Origin of the sequence: Erwinia aphidicola, assembly GCF_014773485.1 — a bacterium.
Classification (GTDB): Bacteria; Pseudomonadota; Gammaproteobacteria; order Enterobacterales; family Enterobacteriaceae; genus Erwinia; species Erwinia aphidicola.
The window spans coordinates 379,122-394,113 of record NZ_JACXBP010000003.1 but is presented as its reverse complement, the minus strand read 5'-3'; the positions used below and the strand labels follow the sequence as shown (position 1 = coordinate 394,113).

General features: G+C 44.5%; 9 protein-coding genes, 1 tRNA gene and 2 pseudogenes. 6 read left to right on the top strand and 6 right to left on the bottom strand.

Annotated features, from left to right (window positions below):
- Nucleotides 1-4: 4 nt before the first annotated feature.
- The 3 genes and pseudogenes from ID864_RS09055 to ID864_RS09045 form a co-directional block, all read right to left on the bottom strand.
- Entirely contained in the window at nucleotides 5-1,945 is a 1,941-nt protein-coding gene (locus ID864_RS09055) for a methyl-accepting chemotaxis protein (protein ID WP_048915311.1), read from the bottom strand.
- 600 nt (nucleotides 1,946-2,545) lie between these two features.
- On the bottom strand, nucleotides 2,546-2,788 hold the full coding sequence (locus ID864_RS09050; RefSeq protein WP_191149749.1) for a hypothetical protein: 243 nt from the start codon (nucleotides 2,786-2,788) through the stop codon (nucleotides 2,546-2,548).
- An 83-nt stretch (nucleotides 2,789-2,871) separates the two neighbouring features.
- A pseudogene (locus ID864_RS09045) lies at nucleotides 2,872-3,013 on the bottom strand (transposase domain-containing protein); the annotation flags it as partial.
- 265 nt (nucleotides 3,014-3,278) lie between these two features.
- Between ID864_RS09045 and ID864_RS09040 the strand changes: the two are divergent.
- The 4 genes from ID864_RS09040 to ID864_RS09025 all read left to right on the top strand — a co-directional run bounded on the left by ID864_RS09040 (nucleotide 3,279) and on the right by ID864_RS09025 (nucleotide 10,486).
- Entirely contained in the window at nucleotides 3,279-4,487 is a 1,209-nt protein-coding gene (locus ID864_RS09040; protein WP_191149748.1) for an MFS transporter, read from the top strand.
- 1,281 nt (nucleotides 4,488-5,768) lie between these two features.
- Complete coding sequence (locus tag ID864_RS09035; RefSeq protein ID WP_191149747.1) at nucleotides 5,769-7,319, top strand: AAA family ATPase; 1,551 nt, start codon at nucleotides 5,769-5,771, stop codon at nucleotides 7,317-7,319.
- The gene (locus tag ID864_RS09030) at nucleotides 7,312-8,196 is read left to right on the top strand and encodes an HNH endonuclease (RefSeq protein ID WP_191149746.1); all 885 of its coding nucleotides are present in this window, start codon (nucleotides 7,312-7,314) and stop codon (nucleotides 8,194-8,196) included. The genes ID864_RS09035 and ID864_RS09030 overlap by 8 nt, the downstream gene beginning before the upstream one ends.
- 313 nt (nucleotides 8,197-8,509) lie before the next feature.
- The gene (locus tag ID864_RS09025) at nucleotides 8,510-10,486 is read left to right on the top strand and encodes an ORC-CDC6 family AAA ATPase (protein WP_191149745.1); all 1,977 of its coding nucleotides are present in this window, start codon (nucleotides 8,510-8,512) and stop codon (nucleotides 10,484-10,486) included.
- Nucleotides 10,487-11,617: 1,131 nt separating this feature from the next.
- Here the strand turns inward: ID864_RS09025 and ID864_RS09020 are convergent.
- The 3 genes and pseudogenes from ID864_RS09020 to ID864_RS09010 all read right to left on the bottom strand — a co-directional run.
- Nucleotides 11,618-12,174: pseudogene (locus tag ID864_RS09020) on the bottom strand (tyrosine-type recombinase/integrase); the annotation flags it as partial.
- 165 nt (nucleotides 12,175-12,339) lie between these two features.
- Nucleotides 12,340-12,414, bottom strand: a tRNA-Arg gene (locus ID864_RS09015).
- A 70-nt stretch (nucleotides 12,415-12,484) separates the two neighbouring features.
- Nucleotides 12,485-13,405 carry a formate/nitrite transporter family protein gene (locus tag ID864_RS09010; RefSeq protein ID WP_099755043.1) on the bottom strand — a complete coding sequence of 307 codons (921 nt, stop codon included), beginning with the start codon at nucleotides 13,403-13,405 and terminating at the stop codon, nucleotides 12,485-12,487.
- A gap of 246 nt (nucleotides 13,406-13,651) precedes the next feature.
- Between ID864_RS09010 and ccmA the strand changes: the two genes are divergently transcribed.
- Both ccmA and ccmB read left to right on the top strand, forming a co-directional pair.
- On the top strand, nucleotides 13,652-14,269 hold the full coding sequence (gene ccmA, locus ID864_RS09005; RefSeq protein WP_191149744.1) for a cytochrome c biogenesis heme-transporting ATPase CcmA: 618 nt from the start codon (nucleotides 13,652-13,654) through the stop codon (nucleotides 14,267-14,269).
- A complete protein-coding gene (gene ccmB / locus ID864_RS09000; protein ID WP_048915372.1) occupies nucleotides 14,269-14,928 on the top strand; it encodes a heme exporter protein CcmB in 660 nt (219 codons plus the stop codon). Before ccmA ends, ccmB begins: the two co-directional genes overlap by 1 nt.
- Nucleotides 14,929-14,992 lie beyond the last annotated feature (64 nt).

Below are 14,992 nucleotides of genomic sequence, written 5' to 3'. Positions count from 1 at the left end.
GCCGTTACGCTGGCTGCCCGGTACGAAACACGGCCACCAGCTCTCGTAGCTGTATCGCGCGCGCGGCCAGTTCATCTGCAGACGAGGCGGACTGTTCCACCAGCACCGCATTTTGCTGAGTCACCTGGTCCATCTGATTGACGGCGATGTTGATTTGCGACACGCCGGCGCTCTGCTCCTGGGAAGAAGAGGAGATTTCGTTGACCAGCTGCGCAGTCTGTTCAATCGCCCCCACGCTTTGCTTCACCTTTTCTCCGGCATCCGCAACCATGGAAATTCCCTGACGCGCATTTTCCACCGAGTGTGCAATTAACTGTTTAATCTCTTTCGCGGCAGAGGCAGAACGTTGGGCTAACGCTCTGACTTCAGCGGCGACGACGGCAAACCCCTTACCATGTTCCCCGGCTCGGGCTGCTTCAACGGCGGCGTTTAACGCCAGAATATTCGTCTGGAAGGCAATACCGTCGATAACGCTGATGATCTCTTCAATCTCACCCGCGCTGGCGCTGATTTTTTGCATGGAGACCATGACAGATTGCATCGCCTCACCCCCTAACAGCGCCGCATCGGTGGCCGAAGTGGCCATGCCTGCGGCATAGCGGGTATTTTCAGCGTTTTGCAGAATGATGGATGACAGCTCTTCCATGCTGGCCGCCGTTTGTGCCAGTGAAGCAGCCTGCTCCTCTGTGCGCGCGGAGAGGTCGCCATTGCCTTGAGCAATTTCTTCGGAAGAGGTGGCAATCGTCGTGGCGTTATCCTTGATATCCGCAACCAGCAGAGAAAGGCGCTGGCGCATCTCCATCAGCGAGGCGATCAGGCCCGCCATTTCATTACTTCCGGTCACCACCAGGTGCGAGGTTAAATCACCGGCAGCGACATCTTTGGCAACTTTTGCGGCATCACGTACCGGCCCGGTGATGGAGCGAATGATAAATACCGCCAGGAAGATGATAAGCCCCGCCAGCAGTGCCAGCACGCCCAGCAATTCAAATTGAGCGGTGCGATGCTGACTAATTTGCTCAGAAAGCATGTTGCTGAGCTGGTCACTCGCGTCGTTAGCAAATTGATTGTACTGATTGATCGCAGCGGTAAAGCGTGCCACGAACTCCGTGGGCGGGAGATCGTTTTTCGTCCGCTTAATAAAGACATCCTCAGCGAGGGCTAAGGCTTCACCCGCCTGTTGCAGTGCGGCATTAGCCTGACCACTAAACTTTTCGCGTACGCTGCTATCAGTGTTAAAGGACTTTAAAAGATTCGCGTTATACAGACGCAGAGCATTCTTACCGTTAAGGATCTGAAACTCCATACGGGCGTAATCGCTGTCCAGAATCGCCTCTTTGCTGGCCAGTAGTGACGTACCCCGGGCACGAATCTGACCCAATGTTTCTGTCAGTTCTGGCAGGCGACTGAATGTACTGATAATAAACTGGTAAGTATTTAAATCTGGATCCAGCGACAGGCCAAAATAGTCGATCACTTCAATGTTGGCATCAAGCAGCGTCCGAATCATTTCGGCGTGGCGCGAGAGGTTGGTTTGCAGCGTCAGGTTACGGCTGTCAATGTCGCGCTGTAGCTGCTGCCACTGCGCTGTCACCTTGCTAAAATCTTGCCAGGCCACATTGTCCTGACCGGTGGCGGCCAGCGTGGTTTGAAGAGTGCTAATAGACTGTTCTACCTGCTCTTTCAGCGCCAGACGTGCAGGAATAGCGGCATTTTGCTGTGCCACGGCGATTGCCGCTTGTGCGCGATGGAGCTGCATCATATTGAGCAGATTCAGCATCTGTTTTTCAACGGGAATTCCCTGCAATTCTCGCTCTTTAGCGTTTATCTGTTGATTACCTTCATTGACAAAAAGCCATGAGGGTACGGCAAACAGCAGCAAAGCAAAAAAAGCAAGAATGAGAAACTTTGCAGGCAAATTAATCGTATTCAGGATGTTTTTCATTTTTTTAATTTCACTTAAGTTGAATATGGCTGTTCGTTATTTCACTGGTGGGTGAATGCTAATTTATATCTGAATGCCAAATGTGCTTAAAAATTCATACTTAGAGATAACCACTGCATGACTCAATAATGAGAATGAGTTTTGTTATCAAGGTATAAATAAATCTTTTACATAGCGTGTTGAAGTATAGGTTCAAGTGAGTGATTGTCCATGAAGGGAACTGGTAATATTTATTAATGATAGGCTTGTTTTTAACCTGTTATAACTGGTTGTTTTTAGTGTTATTTTTATATTCTTGTTATTCTTGTGGTATTTAATTGAACGCTATAAATGCATTTTTATTAACGGTGGAAAAAGAGGTTAAAGTTTGCAGGGAATATGCCGATAAGGGGGTTTTTGATACTGCTATCTCAAGAAAGAGCTCATTTCAGCAAGGACAAGAGCATATTTCTCAAGGCATTAAGACTGCTAAATAAATAACCCGATTGGTTTTTTAACTTACTTTATTACATCCTGTCTATTTATCTCTCAGGATGTATGTTATGGAATGTTTGGCTAGCAGGTCGTAAAAAGATAGTGCTGGCAAAACAGATCCGTGCGTTAACTGGCCCAATTCCAAAGGGTAGATTTATTGACTTGTTTTTTTGTCCGCTCATAACTTCGCTGATCTGCTGTACCATTTTCCAGTGCGCTCCTGGCAAGGGCACTTTTAATATACTGACAGTATCTGACTTTAACCCCCTCAACCGTGGCAAAATATTTGGGTTCTTTACAAGGTCTTTTGGCACGGTTAATGAAGATATTTCCTTCAATCAATGCAAGGGCTTCAAGGCTGAAACTCATACCATAAAAATCCCAGTTCTCCAGTGCGTTGTTATAGAGATGGAATGTGCCAAATTGTGCCCGTGCATTTCGGGTTCGGTAGTGGTGAGATCTGCGTTACATGCCAGAAGTTCTGCCACCTTATTGGAAGGCCACTCTGGCAGCACACTCAGGATATATCTCTGGTAGGCTTCCGGGATCGATGTCATTCAGCCTGCACGTTCCGATAAGACCATACAGCAAGGCTTACGGGCGCGAAGGATATCAATACTGCTGATGAGTGGGACTGTGTTTCTGTGCTAAAACTGTGGCCAGTTTTTGTTGAGCACTTCAGAATCAATGATTGAGCAGTACGCTCATTTATATGCAAGTGGGGTTGTTAAACATGCTGTAACTCCCTCACTTACTTGCGCGATTTAATGCACAATTCTGTCGCCAGTAAACCATCCCAAAAACTGGTATACCATGCAACGGGATACTCATCAGCGTCGAATCATAAACCGGAGAAACCATGGCTAATCCCTACCGCGAACTTCTCACAACCCCCGGCGTCATGGGGTTAGTGATTACGAGTTCTATTGCTCGCCTGCCACAGGCAATGTTCGGCATCGGCATCATTACTATGTTAGTGCAACAGACGGGTCTTTATTGGCTGGCTGGCTCAGTCGCCGGGACCTTTACCTTGGCAAATGCGATTGTCGGTCCGCAAGTCTCGAAACTCGTTGATCAACATGGCCAGAGCCGGGTTCTCCCCTTTATGACAGCCTTTAGCATTGGTATGTTGCTGGCACTGATAATTGCTGTCTATATGAATGCTCCGACTCCACTGTTTTTTATTCTTGCTGCATTGTCGGGCACGATGCCAAGCATGCCTGCCATGATAAGAGCACGCTGGACACAGCTTTTCCGTGGCAAGCCGCAATTACACACGGCCTTCTCTTTGGACACAGTTCTCACTGAACTCGCTTTTATAATCGGTCCACCACTCGCCATTGGCCTGAGTACCAGTTTTTTCGCCGAGGCCGGACCTCTTGTTGCCGTGTTGCTACTAATCACCGGCGTGACAGCGTTTCTTCTACAGCGAGAGACAGAACCGAAGGTCGTCGTAGGCGCCAAGAGGAACACAAGCTCGACCTTACTTATCCCCGGCGTTCGTACCATTGTTCTGGCACTACTGGCGATGGGAGTGATTGGCGGCTCCATCGATGTGGCTGTGGTTGCCTTTGCCAACGCACAAGGCTGTCCAGCGTCTGCCAGTTTCATCCTGGCAGCCTATACGCTAGGCTCAATGATTGCGGGCCTGACATTCGGTACATTAAGGATTTCCTTACCCATTGAAAAGCAGTTCTTAGTGGGGGTACTGGTAACTTCAGTCACAGCTGTATTACCTATTTTCTCACCGGACGTCTACATCCTTTCCGTGATGCTCTTTGTGGCAGGTATGTCATTTGCACCAACGATGGTGGTTGTTATGAATCTCGGTACGATCATTGTTCCGCCGTCCAGGCTCACCGAAGGACTCACTTGGATGACGACGGGTATCAGCATCGGTGTAGCGCTCGGGAGTGTCCTCGCGGGCATGGTCATCGACGTCTATGGCGCACGGTCAGGGCTCAGTGTAGCCATTGTTTCGGGCTTGGTCATGGTGGTTATCGTGCTTTTGGGACTACGTACACTTCGTGCCACGTCAGCGGTTGACGCCGAACCTATCTTCCAGTAATCGTCCCGATCCGGCCGCCCTTGTTGTCTGTGGGCAGTACTTTTCGAGCTACGTTAAATGACCACATGTTATCTACATGACCTAATGTGAGCGAAACTACAATATGACGACATTTGGCTTAGTTTTAACACGCAGAAATCTCCAGTCCGTAACTGGTCGGGTTCGGATATCAAAAAATGTCGTGAAATCACAGCCTCGCTCTCATTGAGTCAACTTAATGATAATTAATGTTTTTTAGCTATGCGGCGGGACTTTGAAAGAAGAATGTGCGCATAGCTCCTACTACGCTAACCACTTGTAACAGGCTACAAGGTGATTTCATGCTTTATGAGGAACCGAGAGGCACATTTGTAAGCGTTAAGTGGGCGCCGTCTTGACGGCTATTTATTAATGAGATCAACGTTCCATGGCAGGAGTGTCACCAACATGGATACCAACAAAATTTGCAGGATGTTGATAAAAGTTATTGGCATTTGGTAGACGAAGTAATGGGGTTAACTTGCTGAATTTAGAGAATTAAATAGTCTTGAGTGGGCGTTGGTAGGCATTAACATGGTCCCTGCAGGATTAAATATTAACTTTTATGTGATTGAATTATATTGTTAATCACTTGTTTTGTTTTTGTTAATACCCCCAAAGATACCCCCACTAGATGCAATGCACCAAGTTATAATGCTTGATTAGCTTCAAGTGTTATCTGCTGGTGTGGTGAACACAGTCGCTAATTTAGTAATGACGAACTCATTCTTGGTTTGATGCAGGATACAGGCATTTGCATGTACTGCGACCAATTTGCTGAGCTACCTATAACTTTTGATAGACGAATCGCCAGTTCAGAGCACATTTTGGCTTTCTCATTCGTAATCTCTGATGTTTTGAAGCTGAAACACCAAACTTTTCAGTAACATTACGCAGTGACATTTTCAGGACATAATGTTGCCAATGATAATTTCCCTTAAGTTAGGGTAATTATCTTTCTAAGCATCTGCTATGTAGCGGTTAGAAGCTCTATTATTTATACATCACCACGATAACCACCTCATCGAAAATGAACATATTGTGTCGTTAGATGCTCCTGCTTGCACACTTCAGTTCGCAAGGCAACGCCTCGTAGTCAATGAGCTAAAGTCCTTGTTACTGCCAAGACCGATTATCTGAATACATTATGAACGCTAATTATTATTGACAATCATTCTTTTTTATATAAAGTAATGTCACGAAATTCCAAAAAAATAACCAACTCCCAAATGATATTATTCTCAAATAATTTAAAGGGCAGTCATGAATAAACTTAAATTTAAAATCGTTGATAGCAAGAGCTTTATTACAACTGAAAGCCCTCGGTGTGTTTATTTAACTAATGACAATTGGGATGACTGGGGGAAGTATGAGACAAAGTATTATATGCGGGTAGTTGATGATAATGGGGTATTGAAAGATATTGGGTCTCTTAAAATTGGAAGAAAAGGACTTAAACCTGCAAATTATTCCTCCAAGGAAAAGGGAACTAGGAGAGTTGAGTTGGATAATATGTTCCCATCTTTAGGGGTTGATTATTTCTCATTGGGACAAAGTGAAAGTTACTATGAAGCATTAAATGAACTTGATGATGAATTAAAAAATGAGATCCTCACATCAGTAAATGACTGCGCTTACAATCTTGATATTTTTAATGAAAATCTTCAAGAAGATGTTATGGGGGAATCTCTTTTACGTGATTTTAGCATAGAAAATATTAATAATAAATTTCATAGGTTATCACGTGGTTTTGCTGAACTAACTCGTTTTAATTTTAAATTCGAGTTTCCTGGAGGGGCTGCGGATGAACCTACGTTAGAGTTTGTTGTAGAACCAACTTCATTTCCTTCAAGTAATGTTCATGTATTAATTGGCAGAAATGGCGTAGGGAAAACACGATGCATACAGAACTTAGTTCGTTCCATTATTGAAGATAATGAAGATGTTGAAAGCTATGGACGAATAATTAGAGCAAGAGAAAGTAGGTGGAATTTTTCAGGGATAATATCTGTTTCGTTTAGTGCGTTTGATGATTTCGATTTGCCAAAAATAAAAGTTAAAGGAATGAAGGCTTTTCAGATCGGATTGAGATATTTAAAAGACGATTCAAGTTCCGATGTTTTAATTAAAACACCCTCAATGCTTAAAGACGATTTAGTTGAAAGTTTTAGTGTCTGTCGCCTTGGACCACGACGTACTCGGTGGAGTGAAGCAATCAAATCCTTAGAGTCAGACCCATTATTTGAAGAAGCTGATTTCTGTAAGTTACTTGAATATAATGACGATAACTGGGAGATGTATGCAAGGCAAAAATTTAATAAACTAAGCTCTGGGCATGCTATTGTACTGCTTACTATCACTAAACTAGTGGAATTAGTTGATGAGATGACTTTGGTTATATTAGATGAACCAGAAAGCCATCTTCATCCGCCACTTCTTTCTGCATTTACTCGAGCTTTATCAGACCTTCTCACAAAACGTAATGGTGTCGCTCTTGTCGCTACACATTCACCTGTATTGCTTCAAGAGGTACCAAGAGATTGTGTTTGGAAGATTTCTCGCTCAGGGAGTTCATCACATGCCCAAAGACCTCGCATTGAAACCTTTGGAGAAAATGTTGGTATCCTTACTAGTGAAATATTTGGTCTTGAAGTTACAAGATCAGGTTTTCATAAAGTACTTGAGAGCGCTATCAAAACGGAATCTTCCTATAAAAGTGTATTCGATCAGTTTAATGGCGCGTTAGGTTCCGAAGCGAGAATGATATTAAGAGGGCTTCTTAGCAATAGAGTAAAGGATGTTTCTGATGAATGAGGTAATTAAACCACGTTTTAATCCCGGCAAGGTTTTTGATTCATGTGTAGAGGTGAAACAGTCTGAAGATTTAAAAGAAAGACTTATGAATATTAGGTCTGAAATTACTAATGAACACATAAAATATCAAGATAAAGGTAACGGAATTCTATTTCATCATATTGATAGAGGAAATGGCATACCCCCAAATGTAACAAAGGAGGAGATGGAGGATCTCTATGAAAGTAGTTTTTCTCAGAGTAGGGTGGTAAGAAAAAAGTATTATGACAAGATTAAATTATATGCAAAAGATGATATTTGTCCTTATTGCGCTCAGCGTAACGTTAGCACTCTTGATCATTACTTACCTAAAAGCCTATATCCAAAATTGGTGGTAAATCCACTCAATTTGATACCGTGCTGTATGGAATGCAATCATATAAAAAGAGAGCATTACCCTATAAACAATGAAGGGCAAGTGATAAATCCTTATTTTGATAATTTTATTGAAGATGTTTGGTTGGTTGCAAAACTAAAAAAAATGAGAGGTAAACCACCGGTTATTATTTTTAAAGTAGAACCAAGCGACATCATTTTACCACATCTATCCGAAAGAATACGGTGGCATTTTGATAAATTTAAGCTAGCCGACTTATATACTTCACAATCAGGTCGATATTTGACTGGTATTGCTGAATCTTTAAAGCGAGAGTGGGAGCAAGGAGGGGAGGCAAATATTAGAAGAGCACTTGAAGAACATTACATTACCTGGAGTACAATAAATGTAAACGCATGGCAAAGTGCAATGTTCGCTGCGTTAAGAGAGTCATCTTGGTTTATAAGTTCTGGATTTAAATTATGTGGAGATTTACGTGACTTGGTAGAACCAGCCAAGTGAAAATTTACTTAATTGTGTCTAAAAGTAGGCGAGGCATTACAAAAAATCGCAAGTTTTGGCCGAGGTGTATATGCTTAGCCCTATGAATTGTTGTTCTCTTCTGCTTTCTTTTGATGGAATAGTCTTATCGATAAACCCTGATAAGAACAATGTTTCATAGCCAATATGTGTGATTAAGCCTGCTTTTTCTGCGAATATGAGAGATATGTAGCTATAAGAATCACAATTAACGAGAAACTAAAGTTGATGCCTTGCTTAATGCTGATGCATTTTTTATCAATAACATATACCAACTGAATTATAATGGATAGTTATGCGAAAAATAAATTCAATTATGATGAGACTTGCTAAGAGAGCAGAAAAACTTCAACCGGATCATCTAATTAAGTCATTTGTTGATGTCGGCCCTACCTACACCTTATTGTCTAGCAATGATAATCAAATAATGTTTGGAAGGAGAGGAACAGGCAAGACACACTTCTTGTCCGTTCTTTGTAATAACATACAAAAAGAAGGCATTATTTGTGTTCCGATAGATATGAGATTGATAGGATCAACTGGGGGGATTTTTTCAGATCCAAACGTATCACTTAGTGAAAGAGCGACTAGGCTTCTGTCTGATACATTATGCAGCATCCATGAGGTTATCTTTGAATATATATTCGAAAAGGAAATTGAAAATACTACAGAAATAGCTGAGTTGCTTAATGAGTTTGTTGAAAAAGCGACATCATTGACTATAGAGGGAACTTCAGAGGAAGAGATAAATTCAGCGAGCCTAAATGCCATGAATTCTTCTTTTGGAGCTGGTATAACGAACAAAGGTATTTCTGCCAGCATTTCATTGTCTAGTAAATCTTCGTTAGAAAATGCTGAGAAGAAAAAGATTTCTGGCAAAAAAACATTAAGAATACATTTTGGTGAGATTACTAAGCTACTTGGCAATCTCGTGTCAAAATTGCCTGAAAAGGAATTATGGATTTTAATTGATGAGTGGTCCGAGGTTCCAATGGATCTTCAACCATACTTGGCAGAACTTTTAAGAAGAATATTGTATCCTATTTCAGGGATTACAGTAAAAATAGCAGCCATTGCTCACCGATGTAATTTTTTGCTCAATGATGAAGAGACTGGAGTTCGGGTAGGAATTGAACTAGGTTCCGATGCATCATCAGTAATAAATTTAGATGAGTATATGGTGTTTGATAATGACCGCGATGCAGCTAAAGCATTTTTCAAAAAACTACTACACAAACATGCTCAGGCAATTGATAAAAGTAAAGTTTGTGATGATGATGTTAGTTTATTTATTAACGATGTTTTTACTCAACCATCTGCATTTGATGAGTATGTGCGCGCAGTGGAGGGTGTACCACGAGATGCTATTAACATCATATCGTTAGCAGCGCAGTCAGCGTTAGAAAATAAGATTTCGATTCTACACGTGCGAAAATCAGCACAAAAATGGTTTCAAGTAAATAAGCATTCTGCTCTTAATAGTAAACAAGATGCTGTTTTATTATTAGATAAAATTATACATGAAGTGATTGGGCACAGAAAAACGCGAGGTTTTTTGTTAAGTAATGAAAATCATCATCCATTAATTGATTATCTTTATGATATGAGAGTGATTCATGTTCTAAAACAAGGGGTTTCAGCTGGTAATACCATTGGGAAGAAATATACACTTTACACCCTAGATTACGGGTGTTATGTAGAACTTATGTCAACTAGTTCTGCACCATTGGGATTAATAATTGAAGCGGATGAAAATGATGATTTAAAATACATAGAAATACCAAAGTCCGATTACAGGTCAGTGAAGAACTCTATTCTGGATTTCGAGAATAACAATCAACTAAGATTGAATTTAGTGTCATCAACTGAACATCTTCAGCTTCCTCTTAATGGGGGGAGGCATAAGAATGTGGAGAGGGCGATAGATAACAAAATCATAAATGCAATCCCCAAAAATATAGGGACATTAAAAATAGGTGGAACAATTTACATCCCTATCATCATGGTGGCTTTGGCGTTGAGAAAAGCAAGAGGTTACGAAAAAAGCCATGCTGTTGATTTAACGAAAGTAATCAATGAACATATAGTTATTGGTGTAAATAGGCCGAAAATTGCAACCAATAATATGTCGAGAGAGCTTAGAAAAGATAACATACTTGAACTACCATGGTTAGAATTCCACGAGAATGGAAGAAATCCACAATTCTCTTTGCATTCTAGTTGGAAGGAGTATTGGAAACAGTACTTCGGTAAGAAAGCCCCTATATTTTAATATTAGATGTGGCATTTTGTGATATGATGAATGCCACTTAATATTTTGATCTGCTCCGAATTTATTAACATTAATTGGTTGATTTGAATTTTATTCATTATCACATTATGATGATGTTTTTAGTGTTATTTCTATTATCTATTAATTGATACAAACCGCTTCAAAAACTTCTTTTGGCAATAAGCATTAATTAACAGGAAATTGAACTGTTTTAATCTATAAAAAGTCATACTGCCTAACAATGCCAAGATAATTATCTAGCAATTAACAAGGCCTCTCTCAGTCGTGCTCATATCCCAATGATGGCCAAGAAGATGACGAGTCTTTAATAAGTTAAATGCAAAGGTATAGTCAAGTCATATGTAAATATGTAAATGAAACTGAGCACTCTGATAACTTTAACAGAGTGGAGGGGGGATTATAGTTTCTGGTGTTGAATGTTCTGGACTACCCGCCTAGTCGTATTTTTTCATGCGAGAAATAAGAAAAGAAAATCCTTAGGCAGTGAGTGATATTAATAGTCAAAAGCTATCAATTATTCAAGGGATTTCATCAGTTATTTTAAATGGTTGATCTAAATGATTGATCGTGACTTCCTCATTCCTGAACTTTTAGACGCTCTTTTTAGTGGATTAAAAACGTTGGAATGGCGAGAAAAGCGCACATTGCAGAGCAACATAAATTCGAGCCCTAAGTGACAGCCATTAACGGCAATTCGGATGAGCGGATCAATAATGGTAATAACGATGCCAATTGTATCAATCATCATTTTAGCTTCCTGTACGCGCTTAAAAGTGATTAGTGCCAGCTACAACCTGACGCGATGAGCATCGCAACGCAGCAGTAGCCAATTGGCAGAATTGAAAACTTCAAGTAGCTGAACGAGCTGAACCGAAGCTTTAACAATAAAATGAAAGCTGATTTGATTACCATTCTGGGCAGCTGGCATAAAGTTGGGAAATTAATCTTCGTTCTACTATCCAGCAGGTAAAGGCCTTAGGCCGTGACCGACGCCAATGTGGCGGAGATTAATATAATAACCGCCAAGTACTTTGACTATGGTGCGTTATGGTGAGATCTGTAGACTTTAATCGGCTTAATTTAATGATGATTTTATGTTTATTTTCAATTAGCTGGGTTGTACTGCGCTTTGCCCGTAATGATGGCGAAGGTGAAGATCTGCTTACAAGCCTGCCTAACCTTTTTTAGCTTGTGTAACACGTTACGGGCTTCCATTCGGCGCAGTACATCAAGCATATCGGCTGGTTTGATTGAAGTAATGTCCTGACGTCCAATGAAAGGAAAGACATCCATCTCAAGGCAAGCCATCATCGAGTCGGCATACTCTTCCGTCCATTTCGCAGATTTGTAGGCGTGCCACTCCAAGGCAGCAGATTTGAAGGTGTTAACAACCGCGCGCTCCTTCTCTCTTTTTTCTTCCTGCTTCAAAACGCCGGGATCGCCTCCAGCGGCGATTATCTTCTTGGCTTCATCGCGTTATTTACGCGCGTCTGCCAATGTCACTTCAGGATATATACCTATGGCGAGAAGCTTTTCTTTGCCAGCAGCGCGGTACTTCTGACGCCAGTATTTTGCACCGTTAGGGTTGACCAGAAGGTACAAGCCGCCGCCGTCAGTGGCTTGTCCTTTCCTTTCGCTGTATCCACCTGGCGGGCGTTTAGCTTCATTTTGGGGGTATCCCATTTCGTTGAACAGAACTCTACCCCCAAATGTACCCCCATGTATGTGTAGATTACAATAGATGCTTAAAGACTTCACAAGAGAGTGAATTCCTCAGATGCCTGCTATGACTGGATTTAGTAAGCGTTGTGCGATGATGGGAGATGTTCGAATGGTGTCCCCTGCAGGAATCGAACCTGCAACTAGCCCTTAGGAGGGGCTCGTTATATCCATTTAACTAAGGGGACCGCGGCGCGAAGTATAGCGCAATTATCGCCGCGGATTAACCAGTTACCTGACTGACTGCGCGTTAAACCATCAATCCGCGCAATCCTTCTTCTCTTTATGCTGCTTACGCTTCGCCTCGGCCTGCGCTTTAGCTTTGGCCTCGGTGCTCATATCGTTGCGGATCTGCGCGTGGCTGATCAGGGCAAAGATAAAGGTGCCGCCGATGATATTACCCGCCAGCGTCGGCAGGGCAAAGGGCCAGATAAACTGCTGCCACGGGATCTCACCGTTAAACACCAGATAGAAGATCTCAACCGAACCGACCACGATATGCGCCAGGTCGCCGAGCGCTACCAGCCAGGTCATCAGGATAATAATCCAGATTTTCGCGCCGCCAGCGGAAGGGAACATCCATACCATAGTGGCGATAATCCAGCCGGATACCACCGCATTGGCAAACATCTCTCCCGGCGTATTCTCCATCACTTTCTGACTGATGCTGACAAAGGCGCTGCGCACCGCATCGTCAAAAATGGGCATATGGGTAAAGGCCAGCGCCGCCAGCGCGGTACCCACCAGGTTCCCGACCAGAACCAGCCCCCATAGGCGCAGCAGCAGCAGCAGGTTACTGCCGCTAGGTTTATGCATTATCGGCAGCACGGCCGTCACGGTGTTTTCAGTAAACAGCTGCTGGCGTGCCATAATGACGATAATAAAGCCGAAGGTGTAGCCGAGGTTTTCCAGCAGAAAACCCCCGGGGACGTCGTGCAGATTGGCCTGAAAGATCCCTTTTGCCATCAGCGATGCGCCCATCGACAGCCCGGCCGCGATGGCGGAAAACAGCAGCGCCAGCCCATCACGCTCTAACTCCTTTTCACCTTCCTGGCGGATCTGTTCATGGACCGCAGCAGCGCGTGAGGGCAACGCCTCCTCATCCACCTCGATCTCTTCGCCCTGTTCGCTCTCTTCGCTCTCAACCTGATTTTCAGTCTCTTTTTGTGTGTTATCCATTTTTCCCCCCAGTAATAAAGTGTCCTGATAAGCGTAGCGGGTATTGTCGCTAAAAAGTGAAATGTAAGTAGATTTTATAAGAAGAGTAACAAAGCTTTAACCGCAGCGATGTTTTCAGCTGTTTTTGTGCGCTTTACGGCGTGCAGAGCCGCAAAACCGCGCCGGGCGCGACCTGCCGCGTTTCAGCGAACGTAAAGCCTGTGGTACTATTCGCCATCAAATTTAACAAAGTGTGATCTTCCTTCCATGCTGGCAGCCAGAAATCTGACATGTGTTCGCGACGAAAGGGCGCTGTTTCGCAATCTCAGCTTTACCGTTGCGGCGGGTGAAATTGTGCAGGTTGAAGGGGCGAATGGGGCAGGGAAAACCTCACTGCTGCGAATTCTTGCCGGCCTCAGCCGGGCGGAGCAGGGAGAGATCCTCTGGCAGCAGGAAAGCATCCAGCGCCAGCGCGAAAGCTATCATGCCAGCCTGCTCTACCTCGGCCATCAGCCGGGGGTGAAGGCGGTGCTGACGCCGTTTGAAAATCTCAGTTTCTGGCATGTCGAACGTACGGCGGATGAGCTGTTTCAGGCGCTTGAGCAGGTTGACCTCACCGGTTATGAAGATGTGCCCGTCGCAGCCCTTTCCGCCGGGCAGCAGCGGCGCGTGGCGCTGGCGCGGCTGTGGCTGAGCCAGGCCGCACTGTGGATCCTCGATGAGCCGCTGACGGCGATCGATAAATCCGGCGTGGAGAAACTGATGGCGCTGTTTGTGCAGCACGCAGAGCAGGGCGGGGCAGTGATCCTCACCACCCATCAGGATCTGCCAGGTGCCGCTCAGCGCGTCAGCCGTATTCGTCTCACTTGCGCAGGGGAGCCGTGATGTTCTGGCGCGTACTCAAGCGTGAACTGCGCATTGCCTTTCGCAGCGGCGCGGAGATTATTAATCCGCTGTGGTTTTTCCTGATTGTGATTACCCTGTTTCCACTCGGCATCGGCCCGGAGCCGCAGCTGCTGGCGCGAATTGCCCCCGGGATTGTCTGGGTTGCGGCGCTGCTCTCCTCCCTACTGGCGCTGGAAAGACTGTTTCGCGATGATTTTCTCGATGGTTCGCTGGAGCAGCTGCTGCTGCTTCCCGCACCGCTGCCGATAACGGTTTTGGGCAAGGTGGCGGCGCACTGGATCGTCACCGGCCTGCCACTGCTGCTGCTGTCGCCGCTGGTGGCGCTGCTGCTGTCGCTGGATTTTGCCAGCTGGCGGGCGGTAGCTCTGACCCTGCTGCTGGGGACACCCACCCTGAGCTTCCTCGGTGCCATTGGCGTCGGGCTGACGGTCGGGCTGCGGCGCGGTGGCATATTGCTGAGTTTACTGGTGCTGCCGCTGGCGGTACCTGTGCTGATTTTTGCCAGTGCGGCGATTGATGCTGCCGGGATGGGCTTGCCGATTGATGGTTACCTGGCCATTCTCGGCGCGCTGCTGGTGGGGAGCGCCACGCTGGCGCCGTTTGCCACCGCAGCAGCTTTACGGGTAAGCGTGCACTAAACGGCTAACAGAGACCGGTGCGCGCGGCAGTTCCGATGCAGATACCAGAACGATTTCTTTTATT

Excerpts from the sequence above, each read along its gene's own strand:
- ccmB (WP_048915372.1), top strand. The coding sequence starts at position 14,269 with ATGTTCTGGCGCGTACTCAAGCGTGAACTGCGCATTGCCTTTCGCAGC.
- ID864_RS09050 (WP_191149749.1), bottom strand. The coding sequence starts at position 2,788 with ATGAGTTTCAGCCTTGAAGCCCTTGCATTGATTGAAGGAAATATCTTC.
- ID864_RS09030 (WP_191149746.1), top strand. The coding sequence starts at position 7,312 with ATGAATGAGGTAATTAAACCACGTTTTAATCCCGGCAAGGTTTTTGAT.
- ID864_RS09040 (WP_191149748.1), top strand. The coding sequence starts at position 3,279 with ATGGCTAATCCCTACCGCGAACTTCTCACAACCCCCGGCGTCATGGGG.
- ID864_RS09025 (WP_191149745.1), top strand. The coding sequence starts at position 8,510 with ATGCGAAAAATAAATTCAATTATGATGAGACTTGCTAAGAGAGCAGAA.
- ccmA (WP_191149744.1), top strand. The coding sequence starts at position 13,652 with ATGCTGGCAGCCAGAAATCTGACATGTGTTCGCGACGAAAGGGCGCTG.
- ID864_RS09035 (WP_191149747.1), top strand. The coding sequence starts at position 5,769 with ATGAATAAACTTAAATTTAAAATCGTTGATAGCAAGAGCTTTATTACA.
- ID864_RS09055 (WP_048915311.1), bottom strand. The coding sequence starts at position 1,945 with ATGAAAAACATCCTGAATACGATTAATTTGCCTGCAAAGTTTCTCATT.
- ID864_RS09010 (WP_099755043.1), bottom strand. The coding sequence starts at position 13,405 with ATGGATAACACACAAAAAGAGACTGAAAATCAGGTTGAGAGCGAAGAG.